This is a genomic window from Pseudomonas sp. C6002, from assembly GCF_013385805.1.
Classification (GTDB): Bacteria; Pseudomonadota; Gammaproteobacteria; order Pseudomonadales; family Pseudomonadaceae; genus Aquipseudomonas.
In genome coordinates this window covers 109,878-131,302 of sequence record NZ_JACAPH010000009.1, presented here as the reverse complement: position 1 = coordinate 131,302, position 21,425 = coordinate 109,878, and the positions used below count along the sequence as shown (strand labels likewise).

Here is a 21,425-nt window from a genome sequence, read left to right as displayed (position 1 = left end):
GTAAGGTGTGTGAAAACAAGCGCCCATCGACCACGGATAGCGATCATGGCTCAACCAGCAGCTGCAACCGGAACCCTGTGTTCAGAGCGGGAACAGAGGGTCAAGCAATTGATCCTCGCCAATCTTGCTGGCCCCCTGCAGGTGACGGAACTGGCTCGCGCCTGTGAGCTGTCCCGCAGCCATTTCTCCAGGGCCTTCAAGCGCACCACCGGTGTATCGCCCCAGGAATGGATTCGCCAGCAACGCATCAAGCAGGCCAAGGTGCTGATCACCGGCTCCGCCCTGAGCCTGACGCAGATCAGCCAGGAATGCGGGTTCTGCGACCAGGCGCACTTCTGTCACCTGTTCAGCCGCAGCGAAGGCGTGAACCCGATGGCCTGGCGCAAACTTCAGCTGCGCTACCGCCATCATCTGCGGACGGCACAGCTGGCGATCGTCAATCTAAAAGAGACAGTCATTCCGATTTCAGCTTCTTAATCAACCTATCGTTAACCAGTAATCTTCTCCTCACACCGAAGCCCTGCATCTCGCAGCCAGGCTTCCCTTGAGGAGAACACCCCATGCTGACCCTTCGCAAAGCCTCGGAACGCGGCGCCGCCAATCACGGTTGGTTGAAGTCGTTCCACACCTTCTCGTTCGCCAACTACTGGAATCCCAAAGAACAGGGTTTTTCCGACCTGCTGGTGATCAACGATGACCGGGTTGCCGCCGGCAAGGGCTTCGGCCAACACCCGCACCGCGACATGGAGATTTTCTCCTATGTGCTCGAAGGCGCCCTGGAACACAAGGACACCCTGGGCACCGGTTCGGTGATTCGCCCCGGCGACGTGCAACTGATGAGCGCCGGCAGCGGCGTGGCCCACAGCGAGTTCAACCACAGCCACACCCAGGGCGTGCACTTCCTGCAAATCTGGATCGTGCCGGAGGTGGCGGGCGCCGAACCGCGCTATCAGCAGGAGCACTTCACCGAGGCGCAGAAACGCGGCCGGTTGCAGTTGATCATCTCGCCGGAAGGCACCGACGGCTCCCTCGGCGTGCGCCAGGACGCGCGGGTGTATGCCGGGCTGTTCAACGGCTTTGAAACCGCCAGCCTGCCGCTGGCCCCGGAACGCTACGCCTACATCCATGTGGCGCGGGGCAGCGTTGAAGTCAATGACCAGCGCTTGCACGAAGGCGACGGCGCCCGAGTGCGCGATGAGCGGGAGATTCACCTGAGCCGTGGGGAGGACGCCGAGGTGCTGGTGTTCGACCTGCGCCCTCGGGAACTGCCAGAAATGCCGTGATGAGCGACGCGATGGCCCGGGAAAACGGGCCATCGCTGGCGTCGATAGTCACCATCAGCCCAATGAAGTTCTCTTAAAAAATCTGCCGCGTAACATCGCATCCATACCAACCAACGACTTTCCCGGAGCACACCCTCATGAAACGCCAACTCTTGCTTAGCCTCGCTTTCTCGGTACTTGCTGTAAGCGCCTTTACCCAACCTGCCCTCGCTGAAGGCGGCGCGGATCGCCTGATGGACAGCCGCGTGGCTGAGGGTGGGTCTGACCGTATGCTGGAACGCCGCGTTGCTGAAGGCGGGTCTGATCGCCTGCTGGAACGTCGTGTTGCTGAAGGTGGTGCTGATCGCCTTCAAGAAAACCGTGTAGCTGAAGGTGGCGCTGACCGTCTTCAAGAAAACCGCGTAGCCGAAGGTGGTGCTGACCGTCTTCAAGAAAACCGTGTAGCTGAAGGTGGCGCTGACCGCCTGATGGAAAACCGCGCGTAACCCCTGTCGTTCGCGGTTCACCCCCAGCCGGCCTGATCAGCCGGCTTTTTTTCGCCTGCTGTTAACTGATCCTCACAAGCGCCACGACCCCTGTGGCGAGGGAGCTTGCTCCCTCGCCACACAAGCTCTCTGGCCATTAGTGAAGTTCACGATCCAGCCACACCACCGCCTTGCCAATCTGCTGCCGTGCCTCAATCCTCGCGTGCACCTGCTGCACCTCTTCCAGCGTGTAATGCCCTTCGATATCCACCGTCAGCGAACCCTCAAGCATCGCCGCAAACACTGCATTGGCACGCCTCTGCACCGTCGGCCCGTCGGCCATGTGGTCGTTGAGCCGTGGCCGGGTCAGGAACAACGAGCCAGCTTCCCCCAGCTCCATCGGGTCCAGATCAGTGATCGAACCGGAGACGTTGCCGTAATTGACGATCAACCCGCGCGTACGGCAAGCCCTGAAGCTCTCGCGCAAGGTGGCCTTGCCCACCGAATCGAACACCACATCCACGCCCTGCCCTTGCGTGGCCTCCAACACCCGCTCGGCAAACCCGTCGTATTGCCAGGCCTGATCCGCGCCACGCTCAAGGGCAATCGCGCACTTTTCGACGCTGCTGCCGGTGGTGAACACCGTGGCACCGAGCCGATGGGCCATTTGCACCAACAACTGGCCGATGCTGCCGGACGCGGCATGGATCAGGCAGCTGTTGCCCGCCTGCAACCGCGCGACGTCTTCAATCAGGTAGTGAGCCGTGCAGCCCTGGAACATCGCCGCAGCCGCCTGATCGAAGCTGATCGCATTGGGAATTTGCGCCACCCGCGCGGCGGGTACGCTGGCGTATTCAGCGAACGCGCCCCAGGCAATGCACCAGGCCACCCGATCACCCGGCGCCAAATGGCTCACGCCCTCGCCCACCGCCACCACCACACCCGCGCCTTCCATGCCCAGGGTGCACGGCAGCCGTACCGGGTAGGTCACCGAGCTGGCGTATTTGCCCTGGCGGGTGTGCACATCCATGAAATTGATCCCGGCGCAGGCCACCTTGACCAGCACATGGCCGGGTGTCACCTGAGGTGTAGGGACATCGTGGCGCAGTTGAACAACTTCCGGGCCGCCGTAGGTTTCAAGGGTGAGGGCTTTCATCGCGAGACAACTCCGTTTGCAGTGGGAATGCGCCATGGTAAAAGGCGCTACTCTGTACGAGAATTCCCCAATACCTCCCCCCCTCCGTGCGAAAATAGCCCGATGTTCGACTGGCAGGATCTGTATTTCTTCACCGTGCTGGCGCGCACCCAATCACTGTCGGCTGCCGCCCGCGAACTGCAGGTGGAACACGCCACTGTTGGCCGGCGCGTCGATGCCCTGGAAAAAGCCCTCGGCGTCAAACTGGTGGATCGCCTGCCCCGCAGCCGGCCGCTCACCGAGGAAGGCCTGGCACTGGCGAAGCTGGCGGCCGGCATGGGCGAGATGGCCACCGAAGTGATGCGCCTGTCCCGCGTGGCCTCGATCGAAGTGGCCGGCACCGTGCGGGTCAGTTGCCCGCCGTCGATTGCCATCCACTGCATCGCGCCCCATGTCGCACGCTTCAGGGCGCAGTATCCCAAGCTGAATATCGTGTTGATGTCCTCGACGACGCTGGCCGCCCTCGACAAAGGCGAAGCCGACATTGCCCTGCGCACGGTGCGTCCCGATGAGGAAGCGCTGGTGCGTCGCAAGGTCGGCGCCGTGCGTTTCGGGCTCTATGCCACGCCCGAGCTCAAGCAGTTACCCGCTGAACAGTGGACGTTCATTGCCTATGACGCCACCCGCGACCATCTGCCCCAACAGGCGTGGATGCACCAGGTGCGCGGCAACCGCACGATTGCCTTCGCCGCCAGCGACCTGATCACCCAGCAAATGGCCGCCCGGGCCCAGGTGGGTGCAGTGGTGTTGCCCACGCTGGTGGGCGATCACGACGCGGCATTGGTGCGGTTGGCAACGAACACCGAAGGCCCGGTTCGCGATATCTGGCTGACGGTGTATCCGGATATGCGCCGCTCGCCGTCGGTGAAGGTGGTGATGGAGTTTCTGGTGAGCTGCATTGAAGGCGAGCCGCAGTTGCGACGGTGAGACCGATTACTGCGCGGCGTACTGTTCGTCGCTGACCTGCTCCATCCAGTCCACCACCTTGCCGTCGAGCATTTCGTTGATCGCGATATGGGTCATGGCGGTGTTCGCCGTGGCGCCATGCCAATGCTTGACCCCGGGTGCAATCCATACCGTGTCGCCGGGGCGAATGGCCCGCACGGGCTGGCCCGCATTTGCATTGTTGGTTGACGCGCTGCGTTATCGCGGCTGAAGGAAGTCCGTCAGGGCCGCGCCCAAGCCATCGAACACCACGGCGATGCGCGGGACCTTGCGCATGTCCTGATGCATGGCGATCCACACGTCAACCTTGAAATCCACCTGCGCGGGCAACACCCGCACCAGCCCGTGACGTTGTGCCACCTGGGCTGAACACACGCCGATCCCAAGCCCCGCACGCAGAGCGGCCAACTGCGCGAGGTGATCGTCGGTGCGAATCACCGTACTGGGCGCCGAACAGTCGAAACCGCGCTCACCCAGGAATTCGATCTCCAGCAAGTTGCGGTCCGGCCCGATCAGCGGGTAGCCGTGCAATTGCGCAACGGTGTCCGGCGTGCCCTGCTCTGCCAACAGTTCGGGTGCGGCGTACAACCCTACGTGAAGGTCGCCGACCTTGCGCGCGACCACCGTGGATTCGACCGGGCGACGGATGCGTACGGCGACGTCGGCCTCTTGCCGGGCAAGTGCCTGCAGCCGATTGGATACGCTCAGTTCGATGGCCAATTGCGGATGATCACGGCGCAGGCTGCGCAACATGGGCGGCAGCACTTCAACGCCCAGCAGCTTGCCGCTGGTGAGCCGCACCGTGCCGCCGGCGAGGGCCGTGTCGGCCGAGGCTGCGCGGCTGAAGGCGTTGGCGGCAACGGCCATCGCTTCAACGTGGCTGATCAGGTCCTTGGCCGTGTCGGTGGGCAACAGCCCGGCGGGTGAGCGGATAAACAGGCTGACCCCGACGCTCTGCTCCAGGGCCTCGATCCTTCGCCGCGCGGTGGCCTGGGCGATCCCCAGCAAACGGGCCGCGCCCGACAGGCTGCCGGTGCGCAACACGGCGAGGAAGGCGCGCTGGGTTTCCCATTGGAGTTGCGGGGCGTTCATACATTTCCTGTGAGCCGCTGGGCAGTTTTGGCGGATGTTCTTTGTTCGGAGGCTGCGGCATGCTGGCGAGCATAACCGATGGGGCTTTCGCCCTCACTTTGCACAGGATCGTTTTTGATGACACTCACCGGCCAATGTCGCTGCGCCCGCGTGACCTACACCCTCGATACCGACGCGCCGCTGGCGGTGTATGCCTGCCATTGCCGCCACTGCCAGACCTGGAGCGGCAGCGCGTTTGCCCTGCATGCGCTGTTGCCGGCGGATGCGCTGCGGGTTGAAGGTTCGCTGACGGAATATGCCTATGACGTCGATGGGCAGCGCTCGGAACATCGGTTGTGCGGGGTGTGCCATACGCGGATCTGCAACACCACGACGGCCGCGCCGGGGTTGGTTGTGCTGCGGGTCGGGACACTGGATGAGAGCCCGTCCGTGCAGCCGGTGGCGCATATCTGGCTGCGGCACAAGCAGCCGTGGGTAACGCTGGCGGAGGGTGTTCCGACCTGGCCGGAAAGCCCTACGCCCCAGGCGTTTGCGCAGGCGTTGAGCGTTCCCCTGTAGACATGACTCACACCCACACTGTGGCGAGGGAGCTTGCTCCCGCTGGGTTGCGCAGCAACCCCAAAAGCATTGACCGGCCCATCCTGAAAGACCGCAGCGGCCTACCAGGGGGCGCTTCGCCCCCCAACGGGAGCAAGCTCCCTCGCCACATTGGGCTCTGCGTCGATGTTGAGGCTCAGCACTTCGCCATTGCGCAACTGCCAGTCGAAGAAGTCTGAAAAGTCATCGCGAACCAGGGCGCGAATCGCCTTGGCCACCACCCCATGAGCAACCAACCTATAACTGCATATCGCCTCCTTGTTCCCTGACGCTGAAAGGCCGCGAACGGCGCACCCGATAAAGCCCTAAGCTAAGATCGAAAAATTATTTATCGAATGTTTTTTAGAACAATAAGCTCACCTTAATCCATTAAGAGTCGAGCACGCCATGCCCCAGTTTTCGCTCCATCGCCTTTTCATCGCAGGCCTTGCCACACTGGGCCTCTGCACCACCCTGAGCACACAAGCCCAGGAAACCGTACGCATCGGTTACCAGAAATCCTCGACCCTGATCACCTTGCTGAAAACCCAGGGCACCCTGGAAAAAGCCCTCAAGGCCGACGGCATCGACGTCACCTGGCACGAGTTCCCCAGTGGCCTGCCGCTGCTGGAAGCACTCAACGTCGGTAACGTGGATATCAGCGCCGACGTGGCCGACACCGTGCCGATCTTCGCCCAGGCCGCCCAGGCCAAGCTCACCTACTTCGCCCAGGAAGCGCCCTCGCCCCAAGCCCAGGCGATCGTGGTGCGCAAGGACTCGCCGATCCAGCAACTGGCGGATTTGAAAGGCAAGAAAATCGCCGTGACCAAGGCCGCCGGCACTCACTATTTATTGATCGCTGCCTTGGACAAGGCGGGGCTGGCCTTCTCCGATATCGAGCCGGCGTACCTGACGCCCGCCGATGGCCGCGCTGCGTTTGAAAACAACAAGGTTGATGCATGGGTCACGTGGGAACCGTTCCTCACCAGCGTGCAGCGCCAACTACCCACCCGCACCCTTGCGGACGGTACCGGGCTGGCCAGTTACAAGCGCTATTACCTGACGGGTACGCCCTACGCCCAGGCGCATCCCGAAGTGCTGAAGCTGGTGTACGAGCAGTTGCACCAGGCTGGCGAGTGGGTGAAGAGCCACCCGCGTGATGCCGCGAAAGTGCTGGGGCCATTGTGGGGCAACCTGGATGTGGAGACTGTCGAGGCCGCCAATGCTCATCGCAGCTATGAGGTGCAACCGGTGACGCTGGATCAGTTGGGGGAACAGCAGAAAATTGCGGATGCGTTCTTCAAGGCGGGGTTGTTGCCCAAGGCGGTGGATGCGCAGGATGTGCAGGTGTGGAAACCCTGAGGCAGTCAACTGTGGGAGCCGGGCTTGTCCGCGATGCAGACAACTCGGTACTCCAGTCATACCGCGGTGATGCCATCGCAGCCTCGCCAAGGCTCGACAGCTCCCACAGGTGATGTTCAGGGCCTGGACTATCGGCGGTGTCAGCTTTTACGCGTCGCGTCATCCAGCGCAAGGATGGTGTGAGCATTGGTCACCGTGGTCGCCAGGGTATTGATCACTCCCGAACGCAACGCCCCCAGCGTTGCCGCCGCCTTGGTGTTTTCACTGGCAATCGCCACCACATCCGGAATCCGGAACAGCTCCTGCACCGTCAACCCGATCACCCGCCCCTGAATCGCGTTGACCGCCGGCTGGCCATGAATGTCGATGAAGTCATAACCCATCATGTCCCCCACGGTGCCGGACAACCGCGCCTGTGCAATTTCCTGGGGCGAAAACCACCCCATGCGCACCATGTTGCTGTTTTCACTCATGTCACCGATGCCGATCAACGCCATGTCCGCACGGCGGGCACGGTCAAGCGTGGAACGCACCGTATCGTTGCTGATCAACACCCCACGCAGTTCCGGGTTGGCCACCAGCGCCGGGGCGTACAGGCTTTCACTCTCGCCACCAAACCGCAGGGCCAGGCGCCGGCAAATATGGTCGGGGTTCATGTATTCACCCGCCTTGAGCGAACCGCCAATGGCGCACACAAACGTGCAGTTGCGGGTCACCGGCAAAAACACATTATCGGCCACCGCACCGACGTTACGCCCCATACCCACCGCGACGATCATGCCGTCGCTGAGGGTTTTGTTCAGGTAGTTGGCCACCAGGCTCGCCACCGCCGAGCGCTGGGTGTCCGGGTCGCTGTGGTCCACCGCAATCAAGGCGCGGTCCAGCTGGAAGCGCTCCACCAGCGCCTGTTCCAGCTCGTTGTTCATCGCCGGGTGCTGCAACACCCGCACCTCGACAATCCCTTCATCCCGTGCGCGTTTGAGCAGGCGGCTGACTTTTGCCCGGGACAGGTCGAAGCGCTTGGCGATGGCTTCCTGAGTGACGTTCTCAAGGTAATAGAGCATCGCCACTTCGGTCATCAGGTCGATGTCGCTGGCGATGCGCTGGGTACTGTCACTCATGGGCACGGGCTTCCGTTTCGGTGTCAAAGGCGCATTCTCCCGACTCTTGCCCCGTTCCGTCCACTACTGATGCCCGTCACGCTCGATCGCGTTGATGCGGTCGACCTTGGCCCCGGAACGCGCGGCTTCGAACTCCGACTCCAGGAACGACTTGACGATGCTCTTGGCCAGTTCCGCGCCGATCACCCGTGCACCGATGGACAGGATCTGCGCATCGTTGCTCTTGCGTGCCCGCTCCGCCGAATAGGTGTCATGGGCCTGGGCCGCACGAATCCCCAGGACTTTGTTGGCCGAGATGGCCATGCCGATGCCAGTGCCGCACACCAGCACGCCCAAGCGTTGCTCGCCGGCATTGATCGCCGTGGCCACCGCCAGGGCAATGTCCGGGTACAGCACCGGCGCCGTGGAATGGGTGCCGAAGTCCGTCACCGGGTAACCCAGCGCCTCGATATGGCGCTTCAACAGTTCTTTGAGCTCATAACCCGCTTCATCGCATCCGATAGCCACCGGGAAAGGTGTGTTCATGGCGTTTGGCTCCGCTGCCGTTTTGGGTACTGGAGAGTGATCATATGATCACTCGATGAAATTTATCTCAGTCATTTCTCGGATATTCCAGTCGCCCTGTCAAGCGGGATTTAGCTGACCTTCCAGTCAAAGCCCTCTAAACCGGCGTACTTTGCGCAAATCCATCCATTTACAACTTTTCAGTGAAAGAGATTGACTGATCAGAATTTCATTTGATACACATATGCTCACAGCGAAACATGACTGTGCGACCTAATAAGAATTCACAGCACGAGGACACGCCGATGGCCACGCCATTACTGCTCCAGGCTGAACACGTCGCCAAGGCTTACGCCGGGATTCCTGCCCTGCGTGAGGGGCGCCTCTCTCTGCGGGCCGGCAGCGTCCACGCCCTGTGCGGCGGCAATGGCGCAGGCAAATCGACTTTCCTGAGCATCCTGATGGGCATCACCCAGCGTGACGCCGGGACCATCCTGCTCAACGGCTCCCCCGTTCAGTTCAACCGCCCCAGCGAAGCACTCGCGGCGGGGATCGCGATGATCACCCAGGAGCTGGAACCCATTCCCTACATGACCGTCGCCGAAAACATCTGGCTGGGCCGCGAACCGCGCCGCGCCGGCTGCATCGTCGACAGCAAGGAGCTCAACCGGCGCACTCGCGAACTGCTGGAAGGCCTGGAGTTCGACGTCGACGCCACCAGCCCCATGCATCGCCTGAGCGTGGCGCAGATCCAGCTGGTGGAGATCGCCAAGGCATTCAGCCACGACTGCCAGGTGATGATCATGGACGAGCCCACCTCGGCCATCGGCGAGCGCGAGGCCGAAACCCTGTTCAAGGCCATCCGCCGCCTCACCGCCCGTGGTGCCGGCATCATCTATGTGTCGCACCGCCTCAGTGAACTGGCGCAGATTGCCGACGACTACAGCATCTTTCGCGACGGCGCCTTCGTTGAGACCGGGCGCATGGCCGATATCGACCGCGCCCACCTGGTGCGCGGCATCGTCGGCCAGGAACTGACCCGCATCGACCACAAGGTCGGCCGCGAATGCGCCGCCGAATGCTGCCTGGACGTCGACAGCCTGAGCCGCGCCGGCGAGTTCCAGGACATCAGCCTGCAACTGCGCCAGGGCGAGATTCTCGGCATCTACGGGCTGATGGGCTCGGGCCGCAGCGAATTCCTCAACTGCATCTACGGCCTCACCACGCCGGACTCCGGCAGCGTGACCCTGCAAGGCAAACCGATGCCCATCGGCCTGCCCAAGGCAACGATCCAGGCCGGCATGTCACTGGTCACCGAAGACCGCAAGGACAGCGGCCTGGTGCTCAGCGGCAGCATCCTCTCGAACATCGCATTGTCGGCGTACAAGCAGCTGTCGAGCTGGTCGCTGATCAATGCCCGCAAGGAAAACCAACTGGCCCAGGACATGGTCAAGCGCCTGCAGATCAAGACCACTTCCCTGGACCTGCCGGTGGAATCCATGAGCGGCGGCAACCAGCAGAAAGTAGTGCTCGCCAAATGCCTGTCGACCCAGCCGATCTGCCTGCTGTGCGATGAGCCGACCCGGGGCATCGATGAAGGCGCCAAGCAGGAGATCTATCACCTGCTGGACCAGTTCGTGCGCGCCGGCGGCGCGGCAATTGTGGTGTCGTCCGAAGCCCCGGAATTGCTGCACCTGAGTGACCGTATTGCCGTGTTCAAAGGCGGAAGGCTGGTGACCATCAGCAGCGATACCGCCCTTTCCCAGGAAGCCTTGTTGAGTCTTGCCTCATGAATGCCAAATCACTTTCTACACCTGCAGCCGCCCCCGTCACGACCGCACCCCGCAGCCGCCTGCGCCTGTCCCTCGACCGCTTCGGCCTGCCGCTGGTGTTCATCCTCCTGTGCCTGGTGATGGCCTTCGCCAGCGAATACTTCATGACCTGGCGCAACTGGATGGACATCCTGCGCCAGACCTCGATCAACGGGATCCTCGCCGTGGGCATGACCTACGTGATCCTGACCAAGGGCATCGACCTGTCGGTGGGCTCGATCCTGGCCTTTGCCGGGCTGTGCAGCGCCATGGTCGCGACCCAGGGCTATGGCGTGCTCGCGGCAGTCAGCGCCGGGATGTTCGCCGGGGCGATGCTCGGGGTGGTGAACGGCTTTATGGTGGCCAACCTGTCGATCCCGCCCTTTGTCGCGACCTTGGGCATGTTGAGCATTGCCCGGGGCATGACCTTCATCTTGAACGACGGCAGCCCGATCACTGACCTGCCCGACGCCTACCTGGCGCTGGGCATCGGCAAGATCGGCCCGATCGGTGTGCCCATCGTGATCTTCGCCGTGGTCGCGCTGATCTTCTGGATGGTGCTGCGCTACACCACTTACGGCCGTTATGTGTATGCGGTGGGCGGCAACGAGAAGAGCGCGCGCACCTCCGGGATCGGCGTGCGCAAGGTGATGTTTTCGGTGTACGTGGTCTCGGGCCTGCTCGCCGGGCTGGCCGGTGTGGTGCTGTCGGCGCGCACCACCTCTGCCCTGCCCCAGGCCGGCACTTCGTATGAGCTGGATGCGATTGCCGCCGTGGTAATCGGCGGCACCAGCCTGTCGGGCGGTACCGGCACGATTGTCGGCACGCTGTTTGGCGCATTGCTGATCGGCGTGATCAACAACGGCCTGAACCTGCTCGGCGTGTCCTCCTATTACCAGCAGGTCGCCAAGGGCCTGATCATCGTGTTCGCAGTGCTGATTGACGTGTGGCGCAAGAAGAAACGCTAGTTCTGAAAACTACCACTACAACAATAACGGAGTTCTCTCATGAAACCTGGTACGACTTTGGCCGCCGTCGCGGCACTCTCCCTGCTCGCCAGCAGTGTCACCCTGGCCGCCGATGGCAAGACCTACAAGATCGGCGCCGCCGTGTACGGGCTCAAGGGCCAGTTCATGCAGAACTGGGTGCGCGAGCTGAAGGAACACCCCGCAGTCAAGGACGGCACCGTGCAGTTGACCGTGTTCGACGGCAACTATGACGCACTGACCCAGAACAACCAGATTGAAAACATGGTGACCCAGCACTACGACGCGATCCTGTTTGTGCCGATCGACACCAAGGCCGGCGTCGGCACCGTGAAGGCCGCCATGAGCAATGACGTGGTGGTGATCGCCTCCAACACCAAGGTGGCGGACGCCAACGTGCCTTATGTTGGCAACGATGACGTGGAAGGCGGTCGCCTGCAGGCCCAGGCCATGGTCGACAAACTCAAGGGCCGCGGCAACGTGGTGATCATCCAGGGCCCGATTGGCCAGTCGGCGCAGATCGACCGCGAAAAGGGCGAGATGGAAGTACTGGGCAAGCACCCGGACATCAAGATCATCGAGAAGAAAACCGCCAACTGGGACCGCGCCCAGGCCCTGGCCCTGACCGAAGACTGGCTGAACGCACACCCCAAGGGCATCAACGGGGTGATCGCGCAAAACGATGACATGGCCCTCGGTGCGGTGCAGGCGTTGAAGTCCCATGGGCTGACGTCCAAGGATGTGCCGGTGACGTCCATCGACGGCATGCCGGATGCGATCCAGGCGGCGAAGAAGGATGAAGTAACCACCTTCCTGCAGGACGCCCAGGCCCAGTCCCAAGGCGCGCTGGATGTGGCGCTGCGGGCGCTGGCCGGCAAGGATTACAAGCCGCAGTCGGTGATCTGGGAACGTTATGGCAAGGACGTGAAATGGGGTGACGGCACCGCCAGGAACTACATCCTGCCGTGGGTGCCGGTGACCAATGCGAATGCGGATGCGCTGTATCAGCAGGTGAGCGGTACGAAGTAAGTTTTGACTTGAAACCCGGTCAAGTGTGGGAGCGGGCTTGCTCGCGAAAGCGGTGGATCATTCAACAGATGTGCCACCTGATACACCGCTTTCGCGAGCAAGCCCGCTCCCACATTGGATCTTCACCGATCTGAAAAATGGAGTCATGTTCATGTCTGGATTCTGGAATCAAGCCTTCGACCTCACCGGCCGCTGCGCCGTGATCACCGGCGGGGCCGCCGGGATCGGTCTGGCTTGTGCCAGCCTGCTGGTGGAACGCGGCGCGCGGGTGGCCCTGCTGGACCGCGACCCGGCCGTGGTCGAAGTCGCCGCCAGCCTCGGCGCCGGGAACATCGGCATCGCCGTGGACCTGCGCCAACTCGACCAGGTGCACAGCACCGTCGATTACGTATTCGATCACTTCAAACGCTTGGATTACCTGATCAACAGCGCCGGCGTCGCCCTGCTGGACAAGGCCCTGGACGTCAGCGAAAACGCCTGGGACACCACTCTCGACATCAACCTCAAGGCCAGTTTCTTCGTGGCCCAGGCCTGCGCCAGGCACATGCTTGCCCAGGGCAGCGGGCGCATCGTCAACCTCGCCTCCCAAGCGGCGGTGATCGGCCTGGACCGTCACGTCGCCTACTGCGCCAGCAAGGCCGCCGTGGTCGGCATGACCAAGGTGCTCGCCATGGAATGGGCGCCGCATATCAACGTCAACGCCATCTCCCCGACCATCGTCGAAACCGCCCTCGGTAAAAAGGCCTGGGCGGGCGAGCTGGGGGAACGGGCCAAATTGCAGATCCCGGCGGGCCGCTTTGCCCAGCCGGAAGAAATCGCCGGGCTGGCGTTGTACCTGCTCAGCGACGCCGCACAGATGATCACCGGGGAAAACGTGGTGATCGACGGTGGCTACAGCATCCAGTAATTGATCTTTTGTCGTGAGGTTTATCGTCATGTCTACCGTTACCGAACGCACTGCCGAACAACTGTCCCCCGTCATTCCGAAAACCATGCAGGCCGTGGTCTGTCACGGCCCCGAAGACTATCGCCTGGAGACCGTCGATGTGCCGACGCCCGGCCCCGACGAGATCCTCACCAAGGTCGAGCTGTGCGGCATCTGCATGGGCGACATCAAGACCTACCGCGGCGCGCCCTCGTTCTGGGGCGACGCCGAGCAGCCGCGCTACGTGAAGCCGCCGATGATTCCCGGCCACGAGTTTGTCTGCCGCGTGGTCGCCCTCGGCCCTGGCGCGGAAAAGCGCGGGGTGAAGGTCGGCGACCGGGTGATTTCCGAACAGATCGTGCCGTGCTGGGGCTGCCGCTTCTGCAACCACGGCCAGTACTGGATGTGCCAGAAACACGACTTGTACGGCTTCCAGAACAACGTCCAGGGCGCCATGGCCCAGTACATGATCTTCACCAAGGAAGGCATCATCCACAAAGTACCGGACTCGATTGCCCCGGACGAAGCCATCCTGATCGAACCCCTGGCCTGCTCGCTGCACGCGGCGGAACGGGCGAATGTGGATTTCGACGACATCGTGGTGGTGGCCGGCGCCGGCACCCTGGGCCTGGGGATCATCGGTGCGGTGCGCATGCGCAACCCGAAAAAACTCATCGTGCTCGACATGAAACCCGAACGCGCTGCCCTCGCCCTGCGCATGGGTGCGGACGAAGTGTGGAACCCGGGCGAAGTCGACGTGATGGCGAAGATTCGCGAGATCACCGATGGCTACGGCTGCGACATCTACATCGAAGCCACCGGGCACCACAAGGCGGTGAACCAGGGCCTGGCGATGTTGCGCAAGCTGGGGCGCTTCGTGGAATTCAGCGTGTTCAACGACGAGGCCACGGTGGACTGGTCGATCATCGGTGACCGCAAGGAACTGGACGTGCTGGGCTCGCACCTCGGCCCCTACATGTACCCGCGCGCCATCGACTTTATCGGCAACCGCAAGATCGACATGCGAGACGTGGTGACCCACAAGTTTGCCCTGGCGGACTTCAAGGAAGCATTTGCGGTGATGGAGCGCGGGGACAAGTCGCTTAAAGTCGTCCTGGAACCCTGATTGGCCCAATAACACAAAACCCTGCGGGCGCCGGGCTTAGGCTTTTTGTGGGAGCTGGCTTGCCTGCGATGCAGACGCCTCGGTCTATCTGTGACACCGAGCCGATGCAATCGCAGGCAAGCCAGCTCCCACAAAAGCCCCCGGCTCCCACACCAAGAACAAGAACACAGGAAACCGCGTTATGAATCGAGTGATAAACGATCCGGACCAGGTGGTCGAGGACATGCTGCGGGGTATTCTGGTCGCGCACCCCGAGCTGCGCCAATACGAAACCAATCCCCGGGTGATCGGCAAGGCCAAGCCGTCACCACAGGGCCGGGTGGGCATCGTGACCGGCGGCGGCTCCGGCCATGAACCGGCGTTCCTTGGCTATGTCGGCCCGGGCCTGGTGGACGCCGTGGCCGTCGGCGAAATCTTCTCCTCGCCCACCGCCAAAAGCTTCTTCGACGCCTTCCGTGCCGCCGACCACGGCGCCGGGGTGGCGTGCCTGTACGGCAACTATGCCGGCGACAACATGAACGTGAAGCTGGCGATGAAGATGGCCGCCAGCAAGGACATGCGCATCCGCACCGTGGTCGCCAACGACGACGTGGCCTCGGCGCCCAAGGCCGACATCGCCAAGCGTCGCGGCGTGGCAGGCGAGATCTTCATGTGGAAGGTCGGCGGTGCAGCCGCGGCCCAGCATTACGACCTGGACGGGGTGATTCGTGTCGCCCAGAAGGCCGTCGACAATTGCCGCTCCATCGGCATCGGCCTCACGCCCTGCACCATCGCAGCGGTGGGCAAGCCGAACTTCCAGATTCCCGACGGGCAGATGGAATTGGGCATCGGCCATCACGGCGAGCCTGGCATTGAAGTCATCCCGATCGAATCCGCCGAGGCCATGGCGGCCCGCATGCTCGCGCCGATCCTCGCCGACCGCGACTTCAGCCAGGACGACAGCGTGGTGGTGCTGGTCTCGGGCCTGGGTGCGACGCCGGTGATGGAACTTTACATTTTCTACGCCGAGGTTGAACGTCAGCTGCAAGCCAGGGGCTTGAAGATTCACCGCTGCTACGTGGGCAACTACTTCACCTCCCTGGAAATGATGGGCGTGACCCTGACCTTGCTGGGCCTGGACGCCGAGCTGAAATCCCTGATCGACCAACCCTGCCGCTCCATCGGCATGACCCAGGCGGACTAAACCATGAGCCAGCATTTCTCCACCCACGACGGCAGCGCCATCGTCGCCGACCTGGTGAGCGTGATCGTTGCCAACCGCGAATACCTGAGCGAAGTCGACGGCGCCATTGGCGATGGCGACCACGGCATCAACATGGCCAAGGGGTTCGCCCATTGCGGGCGCACGATTGAAGGCCGCCAGCTGACCCTGGCCGAAGCCCTGGATGAGTTAACACTGAGCCTGATGGAAGGCATCGGCGGCTCCATGGGGCCGTTGTATGGCAGCCTGTTTATCGGCATGGCGGATGAGGTGCGCGGCAGCGAACAGATTGACGCGGCGACCTTTGCACATTTGCTGCGGGGCGGGCTGACCTCGTTGCAGGACATCACCGAAGCCGGCGTGGGTGACAAGTGTTTGATGGACACCTTGATTCCGGCGGTGGAGGCGTTTGAACAGGCCCATGGGTCGGGGGCGTCATTCAGTGAGGCGTTGGAGGCGATGAAAAGTGCCGCGTCGCGGGGGCGGGATTCCACCAAGGACCTGGTGGCAAAAATCGGCCGCGCCAGCCGCCTGGGCGAGCGCTCACTGGGTGTACTGGATGCCGGAGCGGTATCGTGCTGCTTGATACTGACGCGATTGGCGGATTCGGTTCAACCGCGGTTGGTGTAGTGCTTGAAATGACCCCTTCGCGAGCAAGCCCGCTCCCACCTTCGACCGAGTTCCATCTTTGGAATGCCGTCGAAGGTGGGAGCGGGCTTGCTCGCGAAGGCAGCAACACACTTAACCCGTGAAGCACCTAACCCGCCGCGATCAAACCTTCAACCTGGCTACCTGCTTCACCTGCTCTATATACCGCGCCACCGCCGGCGCCTTTTCAAAGCGCCGGTAAATCAGCGACAACCAGGACGACGCCTCGCTGCCTTCGATGCTGCGGTACACGACATTCGGCAAGCTCACATGCCCCACCACCGACTCCGGCACTACCGCTACGCCCTGCCCCAGTGACACCAACGCAATCACCGCCACCAACCCACCCGGCTGCGGCCCCAGGCGCGGCGCATAACCACCCTGCGCTGCCACGTGCAGCGTGCCACTGATCTGCTCGGGCAAGATGAAGGTCTCGTTCTGTAGGTGCTCGCAACTGATTGCCTTCAACCCCAGCAGCCACGAATCCTGGGGCAACGCCAGCACAAACCCTTCACTGCTCAACCGCACCGCTTCGACCCCATCAGGCAAGGTCATCGGCGAACGAATGTAGCCGATGTCGAAACGCCCCTCCGCCACCAGCCCCGGCAACGCTGCCATGGGGCTCTCGCGCACGCTGAGGCTCACGTCCGGGCAGTCCGCGCAGAACGACTGCACCTGGCGCTGCAACAACCCCGAATACACCGCCGACGCCACATAACCCAGCTCGATATGACCGATCTCGCCACGCCCGGCGCGCTGGGCATTGCGTTGGGCAAACTCGAACTGGCGCACGGTGGCCTCTGCCTCGATCAGCAAGGCCGCGCCCGCCTCGGTCAGGCTGACCTCGCGCTGGCGGCGGATAAACAAGCGCGTACCGAGGGTGGTTTCCATGTCCTGGATCTGCCGGCTCAGGGTCGGCGGCGCGATACCCAGCTGTTCGGCAGCACGGGTGAAATTGCGTTGCCGGGCAACCGCCAGGAAGTAGCGGAAATGACGTATTTCCATCGCAGGATTAGCTCAAAGGTAATGAAGTGCTTCGCCACGCCTAATAAAGACACTCAAGGTCGGAGATAAGCTGGCAGCAGGTCCACCTTAGAGAGCCTTTGCGATGCACGTCAAATTCTGTTCCAGGATTGCCCAAGAAGTAATCCAACCATGAGTACCATTAACCCACGCCTGACGCTGCTGACCGCCTCCGGGGTCTGTTCGCTGATCGTGCTCGACACCAATATCGTCGCCGTGACCCTGCCGAGCATCGCCCGGGACCTGGGGGCGAATTTTGCCGATATCGAATGGGTGGTCAGCGCTTATATGCTGGCCTTCGCCGCCCTGTTATTGCCGGCCGGAAGCATTGCCGACCGCTTTGGCCGCAAGAAGACCCTGGTCTGGGGCCTGGGTATTTTCATCCTCGCCTCCCTCGGCTGCGGTGCGGCGCCGAATGCGTTGTTCCTGGATATCGCTCGCGCCGTCAAAGGTGTCGGCGCAGCGCTGCTGCTGACCTCGGCCCTGGCCTCCATCGGCCATACCTTCCATGACGAAGTGGAACGCGCCAAGGCCTGGGCCTTCTGGGGCGCGTGCATGGGCGTGGCGATGACCGCCGCACCGACCCTCGGCGGGTTGATTACCCAATACCTGGGCTGGCGCTGGATTTTCTATCTGAATTTGCCGGTCGGCCTGGTGCTGATGGGGCTGGTGCTGCGCGCGATTCCGGAATCCCGCGATGCCCAGGCTGCAAGGCTCGACCCTTGGGGCAGCCTGAGTTTCAGTGCCAGCCTGCTGTGCCTGATCTGGGGCTTGATCGAAGCCAACCGTATCGGCTGGGACAACCCGCTGACTTATGCACGGCTGCTGGGAGGCGCTGCGTTGCTGGGTGTTTTTGTACTCGCCGAACGCCTGCAACAGCGGCCCATGGTCGACCTGCAACTGTTCAGGCACCCGCGCTTTATCGGTGCACTGCTGGGGATGTTCGCCTACGCCGGCTGTGCCCAGGTGATGATGACGCTGCTGCCGTTCTACCTGCAAAACGGCCTGGGGTTCTCCGCGATTGCCTCCGGGCTGGGCATGTTGCCGTTTGCCTTGACCATGTTGATTTGTCCGCGGATAGGCGCCCGACTGGCTAGCCGTTTTGCCCCGGCAACGATGATGGCGACGGGGCTGGCGTTGGTGGGGTGCGGCAACCTGCTGAGTGCCTGGGCGGTCAATATCGGCGGCTATCTGCCGTTCGCCCTGGCGATTGCCGTCACGGGGGCCGGCGCGGGATTGCTCAATGGCGATACGCAGAAAAACATCATGGCTTGCGTGCCACGGGACCGCGCGGGGATGGCGTCGGGCATGAGCACCACCATGCGCTTCAGCGCGATCATGTTGGCGATCGGGGTGTATGGGGCGTTGTTGAGCAGCCATAGCGAACAGTTGCTGCACACGAGCATCGGCTCCCAGTGGCAGGAACAGGCGGCAGGGATTGCTTCACGGGTAGTGGCGGGCGATATGCCGGCGGCCATGGCGTTGCTGCCTGAAACGGCACGAGGGATGGTGCAGCCACTGGCGCGGCAGGCGTTCGTCGGCGGGTTCAGCGTGGTGCTGTGGGTGGCGGGGTTGTTGGGTTTGCTGGGGGCGCTGGTGGTGGGCTCGTTGATGCGGCATCCCATACCGGCGGTGCCGCAGGCCTCTTTACTGACTCGATAATGCGACCACCACGACCCAATGTGGGAGCGGGCTTGCTCGCGAATGCGGTGGGTCAGTCAATACATCTGTGACTGATCCACCGCATTCGCGAGCAAGTCGAATCGTCGCACCGCCGCTCCCACATTTTGATCTTCGAACGTCAGCTGGAATTGTTACCAGAAACGCTGCTGGGTCAGGCGACTCCACCAGGTCAGCAGCACCCGGTCTACCGAACCGCTGGCCGCCAGGCCCACCCGCTCTTGCAGGCTTTTACGCTCGGCATAGTGCAGGTGGAACACCTCGGCGGTCTTGGCCTTGGTCGCCAGGTATTCGTCGCTGGTTTGCAGCTGGTCCACCAGTTGCTTGTCCAGCGCCGCGACACCCAGCCAGACTTCGCCGGTGGCCACATCATCAATCGCCAGCTGCGGGCGGTAGCGCGACACGAAGTTCTTGAACAGTTGATGGGTGATGTCCAGGTCTTCCTGGAACTTCTCGCGGCCCTTCTCGGTGTTTTCGCCAAACACGGTCAGGGTGCGTTTGTATTCACCGGCGGTCAGCACTTCGAAGTCGATGTCGTGCTTCTTCAGCAGGCGGTTGACGTTGGGCAACTGCGCCACCACGCCAATCGAGCCAAGGATGGCAAACGGTGCGCTGATGATCTTCTCGCCGATGCACGCCATCATGTAGCCGCCGCTGGCCGCGACCTTGTCGATGCACACGGTCAACGGCACGCCCGCCTCGCGGATACGCGCCAGTTGCGACGACGCCAGGCCGTAGCTGTGAACCATGCCGCCGCCGCTTTCAAGGCGCAGCACCACTTCGTCCTTGGGTGTGGCCAGGCTCAGCAGTGCCGTGATTTCATGGCGCAGGCTTTCAGTGGCCGAGGCCTTGATGTCGCCGTCGAAATCCAGCACGAACACCCGTGGCTTGGCTTCTGGCTTCTTCTTGCCCTTCTTCTTTTCGGCCTTGCCTTCAGACTTGCGCAGGGCCTTGAGCTGGTCCTTGTCGAGCAGGGTCTGCTCCAGGCGCTCACGCAAACCCTTGTAGAAGTCATTGAGCTTGCTGACCTGCAACTGGCCGGCAGCTTTGCGGCGGCCTTTGCTGCGCAGTGCGGCGAAACTGATCAGCACCACCAGGATGGCGACGACCAGGGTGACGGTTTTAGCCAGGAAAGTAGCGTACTCGGCCAGAAAATCCATGTGACTCCTTACAAGTGCAGTGCGCCAGGCGCGGATTGCCCAAGCATACCGACGCCACCGCCATGGGGCCAGTGATCAAACCGCCAGCAGCGGGCCTCTAACGACCTTTTAAAACAAGCGTATGTTTTTTCATTGACAGCTTCCCGGCATCCTCATAACCTCGCCAGACTTTCAACGTACCGGGAAAACGGACGTGGGCAGCATCTACCTGATTCGACATGGCCAGGCCTCCTTCGGTGCAGACGACTACGACGTGCTGTCGCCCATCGGTGTGCAACAGGCGCAAGTGCTTGGCCGCCACCTGGCGGAACTGGGCCTGAGCTTCGACCGCTGCGTGTCGGGCGACCTGCGCCGCCAGCAGCACACTGCTACCGCCGCCTTCGAACAATACAGCGCCCTCGGCCTGCCGGTACCCACGCTGGAAATCGACAGCGCGTTCAACGAGTTCGACGCCGAGGCGATCATCCGCGCCCTGCTCCCGGACCTGCTGCACAGCGAACCCGAAGCCCTGCATATCCTGCGCAACGCCGCGCAAAACCGTGGCGAATTCCAGCGCATCTTTTCCCTGATCATCGAACGCTGGCTGGCCGGCACCTACGACCCGCCGGGCCTGGAAAGCTGGCTGGGATTTGTCGAACGTGTTCAGGGTGGCCTGCAACGCCTCCTCGAAGCCGCCGACAACCGTGACAAGATCGCCGTGTTCACCTCCGGCGGCACCATCACGGCCCTGCTCCACCTGATTACCCGAATGCCTGCCGCACAGGCCTTCGAACTGAACTGGCAAATTGTTAACACCTCGCTCAACCAGCTGAAATTCCGTGGTCGCGAGGTGGCACTGGCTTCCTTCAACAGCCATACCCACTTGCAACTGTTGAAGGCGCCGCAGCTCATCACTTTCCGATGAATTGCGGCCAACCGTGACCCCAAGGTCACTGGACTCACCATAAAAGGATCGAAACCATGACTGACGTAGCTAAAGCCGTAGAAGCAATGAAAGCCAAATTCAACCCAGCCGCTGCCGACGGCCTGGACCTGGTGTTCGGTTTCCGTATCGACGACACCCAGAACTTCTCGCTGGTCGTGAAAAACAACACCTGCGAACTGCTGGAAGGTGAAAACCCGGACGCCCAAGTCACCCTGGTGATGGACGGCGACACCATGAAAGGCATCGTCAGCGGCGAAACCGACGGCATGCAGGCATTCATGGGCGGCAAACTGCGCACTGAAGGCGACATGATGCTGGCCATGAAATTGAGCGAGCTGTTCCCGGCCTGATCAGGGCAACCCTGGCAAG

At 62.3% G+C, this 21,425-nt stretch carries 22 protein-coding genes and 1 pseudogene; 16 read left to right on the top strand and 7 right to left on the bottom strand.

The annotated features are described in order from the left end of the window. Nucleotides 1-45 precede the first annotated feature (45 nt). The 3 genes from HX817_RS04355 (at nt 46) to HX817_RS04345 (ending at nt 1,768) form a co-directional block, all read left to right on the top strand. Nucleotides 46-477 (top strand): helix-turn-helix domain-containing protein, encoded by a 432-nt coding sequence (locus tag HX817_RS04355; protein WP_177039851.1) that lies wholly within the window; start codon nt 46-48, stop codon nt 475-477. A gap of 83 nt (nt 478-560) precedes the next feature. Then, nucleotides 561-1,283 (top strand): pirin family protein, encoded by a 723-nt coding sequence (locus HX817_RS04350; RefSeq protein ID WP_177039850.1) that lies wholly within the window; start codon nt 561-563, stop codon nt 1,281-1,283. Between the two features lie 137 nt (nt 1,284-1,420). Then, nucleotides 1,421-1,768 carry a hypothetical protein gene (locus HX817_RS04345; RefSeq protein WP_087694860.1) on the top strand — a complete coding sequence of 116 codons (348 nt, stop codon included), beginning with the start codon at nt 1,421-1,423 and terminating at the stop codon, nt 1,766-1,768. A gap of 136 nt (nt 1,769-1,904) precedes the next feature. Here the strand turns inward: HX817_RS04345 and HX817_RS04340 are convergent, their stop codons facing one another. After that, nucleotides 1,905-2,903, bottom strand: a complete 999-nt coding sequence (locus HX817_RS04340; protein WP_177039849.1) for a quinone oxidoreductase — start codon at nt 2,901-2,903, stop codon at nt 1,905-1,907. Nucleotides 2,904-3,005: 102 nt separating this feature from the next. On the opposite strand from HX817_RS04340, the gene HX817_RS04335 reads away from it, so the two are divergent. Beyond that, nucleotides 3,006-3,869, top strand: a complete 864-nt coding sequence (locus HX817_RS04335; protein ID WP_177008642.1) for a LysR family transcriptional regulator — start codon at nt 3,006-3,008, stop codon at nt 3,867-3,869. Nucleotides 3,870-3,875: 6 nt separating this feature from the next. Here the strand turns inward: HX817_RS04335 and HX817_RS04330 are convergent. Next, nucleotides 3,876-4,055, bottom strand: a pseudogene (locus tag HX817_RS04330) (cupin domain-containing protein); the annotation flags it as partial. A 30-nt stretch (nt 4,056-4,085) separates the two neighbouring features. Further along, complete coding sequence (locus HX817_RS04325; protein ID WP_177039848.1) at nt 4,086-4,979, bottom strand: LysR family transcriptional regulator; 894 nt, start codon at nt 4,977-4,979, stop codon at nt 4,086-4,088. 117 nt (nt 4,980-5,096) lie between these two features. On the opposite strand from HX817_RS04325, the gene HX817_RS04320 reads away from it, so the two are divergent. Together HX817_RS04320 and HX817_RS04315 are read left to right on the top strand one after the other, a co-directional pair. Continuing rightward, nucleotides 5,097-5,537: a GFA family protein gene (locus HX817_RS04320; protein WP_177039847.1), complete on the top strand. Its 441-nt coding sequence runs from the start codon at nt 5,097-5,099 to the stop codon at nt 5,535-5,537. A gap of 426 nt (nt 5,538-5,963) precedes the next feature. Continuing rightward, nucleotides 5,964-6,917, top strand: a complete 954-nt coding sequence (locus tag HX817_RS04315; RefSeq protein WP_177028413.1) for an aliphatic sulfonate ABC transporter substrate-binding protein — start codon at nt 5,964-5,966, stop codon at nt 6,915-6,917. A 140-nt stretch (nt 6,918-7,057) separates the two neighbouring features. On the opposite strand, the gene HX817_RS04310 is transcribed toward HX817_RS04315, so the two are convergent. Both HX817_RS04310 and rpiB read right to left on the bottom strand, forming a co-directional pair. Then, on the bottom strand, nt 7,058-8,038 hold the full coding sequence (locus HX817_RS04310; RefSeq protein ID WP_003215718.1) for a sugar-binding transcriptional regulator: 981 nt from the start codon (nt 8,036-8,038) through the stop codon (nt 7,058-7,060). Between the two features lie 63 nt (nt 8,039-8,101). Continuing rightward, nucleotides 8,102-8,563 (bottom strand): ribose 5-phosphate isomerase B, encoded by a 462-nt coding sequence (rpiB, locus tag HX817_RS04305; RefSeq protein WP_003215716.1) that lies wholly within the window; start codon nt 8,561-8,563, stop codon nt 8,102-8,104. Between the two features lie 284 nt (nt 8,564-8,847). Here rpiB and HX817_RS04300 point away from each other — a divergent pair, with 284 nt between their 5' ends. The 7 genes from HX817_RS04300 to dhaL all read left to right on the top strand — a co-directional run bounded on the left by HX817_RS04300 (nt 8,848) and on the right by dhaL (nt 16,250). Continuing rightward, nucleotides 8,848-10,335: a sugar ABC transporter ATP-binding protein gene (locus tag HX817_RS04300; RefSeq protein WP_003215714.1), complete on the top strand. Its 1,488-nt coding sequence runs from the start codon at nt 8,848-8,850 to the stop codon at nt 10,333-10,335. Then, nucleotides 10,332-11,321: an ABC transporter permease gene (locus tag HX817_RS04295; protein WP_003215711.1), complete on the top strand. Its 990-nt coding sequence runs from the start codon at nt 10,332-10,334 to the stop codon at nt 11,319-11,321. The genes HX817_RS04300 and HX817_RS04295 overlap by 4 nt, the downstream gene beginning before the upstream one ends. 39 nt (nt 11,322-11,360) lie before the next feature. Further along, the gene (locus tag HX817_RS04290; RefSeq protein WP_087694868.1) at nt 11,361-12,368 is read left to right on the top strand and encodes a substrate-binding domain-containing protein; all 1,008 of its coding nucleotides are present in this window, start codon (nt 11,361-11,363) and stop codon (nt 12,366-12,368) included. A gap of 151 nt (nt 12,369-12,519) precedes the next feature. Further along, the gene (locus tag HX817_RS04285; protein ID WP_087694869.1) at nt 12,520-13,275 is read left to right on the top strand and encodes an SDR family oxidoreductase; all 756 of its coding nucleotides are present in this window, start codon (nt 12,520-12,522) and stop codon (nt 13,273-13,275) included. 28 nt (nt 13,276-13,303) lie between these two features. Then, a complete protein-coding gene (locus HX817_RS04280; protein WP_177039846.1) occupies nt 13,304-14,419 on the top strand; it encodes an alcohol dehydrogenase catalytic domain-containing protein in 1,116 nt (371 codons plus the stop codon). Between the two features lie 181 nt (nt 14,420-14,600). Next, a complete protein-coding gene (locus HX817_RS04275; RefSeq protein ID WP_003215684.1) occupies nt 14,601-15,602 on the top strand; it encodes a dihydroxyacetone kinase subunit DhaK in 1,002 nt (333 codons plus the stop codon). Nucleotides 15,603-15,605: 3 nt separating this feature from the next. Continuing rightward, nucleotides 15,606-16,250: a dihydroxyacetone kinase subunit DhaL gene (gene dhaL / locus HX817_RS04270; RefSeq protein WP_177039845.1), complete on the top strand. Its 645-nt coding sequence runs from the start codon at nt 15,606-15,608 to the stop codon at nt 16,248-16,250. 141 nt (nt 16,251-16,391) lie between these two features. Here the strand turns inward: dhaL and HX817_RS04265 are convergent, their stop codons facing one another. Continuing rightward, complete coding sequence (locus tag HX817_RS04265; protein WP_102605152.1) at nt 16,392-17,273, bottom strand: LysR family transcriptional regulator; 882 nt, start codon at nt 17,271-17,273, stop codon at nt 16,392-16,394. Nucleotides 17,274-17,423: 150 nt separating this feature from the next. On the opposite strand from HX817_RS04265, the gene HX817_RS04260 reads away from it, so the two are divergent. Continuing rightward, a complete protein-coding gene (locus tag HX817_RS04260) occupies nt 17,424-18,953 on the top strand; it encodes an MFS transporter (protein WP_177039844.1) in 1,530 nt (509 codons plus the stop codon). Nucleotides 18,954-19,105: 152 nt separating this feature from the next. Here the strand turns inward: HX817_RS04260 and sohB are convergent, their stop codons facing one another. Continuing rightward, nucleotides 19,106-20,131, bottom strand: a complete 1,026-nt coding sequence (gene sohB, locus HX817_RS04255; protein ID WP_008434663.1) for a protease SohB — start codon at nt 20,129-20,131, stop codon at nt 19,106-19,108. A 193-nt stretch (nt 20,132-20,324) separates the two neighbouring features. On the opposite strand from sohB, the gene HX817_RS04250 reads away from it, so the two are divergent. Together HX817_RS04250 and HX817_RS04245 are read left to right on the top strand one after the other, a co-directional pair. Further along, nucleotides 20,325-21,035, top strand: coding sequence for a histidine phosphatase family protein (locus HX817_RS04250; protein ID WP_102368789.1), 711 nt, complete (start codon nt 20,325-20,327; stop codon nt 21,033-21,035). Nucleotides 21,036-21,091: 56 nt separating this feature from the next. Then, entirely contained in the window at nt 21,092-21,406 is a 315-nt protein-coding gene (locus HX817_RS04245) for an SCP2 sterol-binding domain-containing protein (RefSeq protein ID WP_087694874.1), read from the top strand. Nucleotides 21,407-21,425 lie beyond the last annotated feature (19 nt).

Excerpts from the sequence above, each read along its gene's own strand:
- HX817_RS04355 (WP_177039851.1), top strand. The coding sequence starts at position 46 with ATGGCTCAACCAGCAGCTGCAACCGGAACCCTGTGTTCAGAGCGGGAA.
- HX817_RS04350 (WP_177039850.1), top strand. The coding sequence starts at position 561 with ATGCTGACCCTTCGCAAAGCCTCGGAACGCGGCGCCGCCAATCACGGT.
- HX817_RS04345 (WP_087694860.1), top strand. The coding sequence starts at position 1,421 with ATGAAACGCCAACTCTTGCTTAGCCTCGCTTTCTCGGTACTTGCTGTA.
- HX817_RS04340 (WP_177039849.1), bottom strand. The coding sequence starts at position 2,903 with ATGAAAGCCCTCACCCTTGAAACCTACGGCGGCCCGGAAGTTGTTCAA.
- HX817_RS04335 (WP_177008642.1), top strand. The coding sequence starts at position 3,006 with ATGTTCGACTGGCAGGATCTGTATTTCTTCACCGTGCTGGCGCGCACC.
- HX817_RS04325 (WP_177039848.1), bottom strand. The coding sequence starts at position 4,979 with ATGAACGCCCCGCAACTCCAATGGGAAACCCAGCGCGCCTTCCTCGCC.
- HX817_RS04320 (WP_177039847.1), top strand. The coding sequence starts at position 5,097 with ATGACACTCACCGGCCAATGTCGCTGCGCCCGCGTGACCTACACCCTC.
- HX817_RS04315 (WP_177028413.1), top strand. The coding sequence starts at position 5,964 with ATGCCCCAGTTTTCGCTCCATCGCCTTTTCATCGCAGGCCTTGCCACA.
- HX817_RS04310 (WP_003215718.1), bottom strand. The coding sequence starts at position 8,038 with ATGAGTGACAGTACCCAGCGCATCGCCAGCGACATCGACCTGATGACC.
- rpiB (WP_003215716.1), bottom strand. The coding sequence starts at position 8,563 with ATGAACACACCTTTCCCGGTGGCTATCGGATGCGATGAAGCGGGTTAT.
- HX817_RS04300 (WP_003215714.1), top strand. The coding sequence starts at position 8,848 with ATGGCCACGCCATTACTGCTCCAGGCTGAACACGTCGCCAAGGCTTAC.
- HX817_RS04295 (WP_003215711.1), top strand. The coding sequence starts at position 10,332 with ATGAATGCCAAATCACTTTCTACACCTGCAGCCGCCCCCGTCACGACC.
- HX817_RS04290 (WP_087694868.1), top strand. The coding sequence starts at position 11,361 with ATGAAACCTGGTACGACTTTGGCCGCCGTCGCGGCACTCTCCCTGCTC.
- HX817_RS04285 (WP_087694869.1), top strand. The coding sequence starts at position 12,520 with ATGTCTGGATTCTGGAATCAAGCCTTCGACCTCACCGGCCGCTGCGCC.
- HX817_RS04280 (WP_177039846.1), top strand. The coding sequence starts at position 13,304 with ATGTCTACCGTTACCGAACGCACTGCCGAACAACTGTCCCCCGTCATT.
- HX817_RS04275 (WP_003215684.1), top strand. The coding sequence starts at position 14,601 with ATGAATCGAGTGATAAACGATCCGGACCAGGTGGTCGAGGACATGCTG.
- dhaL (WP_177039845.1), top strand. The coding sequence starts at position 15,606 with ATGAGCCAGCATTTCTCCACCCACGACGGCAGCGCCATCGTCGCCGAC.
- HX817_RS04265 (WP_102605152.1), bottom strand. The coding sequence starts at position 17,273 with ATGGAAATACGTCATTTCCGCTACTTCCTGGCGGTTGCCCGGCAACGC.
- HX817_RS04260 (WP_177039844.1), top strand. The coding sequence starts at position 17,424 with ATGAGTACCATTAACCCACGCCTGACGCTGCTGACCGCCTCCGGGGTC.
- sohB (WP_008434663.1), bottom strand. The coding sequence starts at position 20,131 with ATGGATTTTCTGGCCGAGTACGCTACTTTCCTGGCTAAAACCGTCACC.
- HX817_RS04245 (WP_087694874.1), top strand. The coding sequence starts at position 21,092 with ATGACTGACGTAGCTAAAGCCGTAGAAGCAATGAAAGCCAAATTCAAC.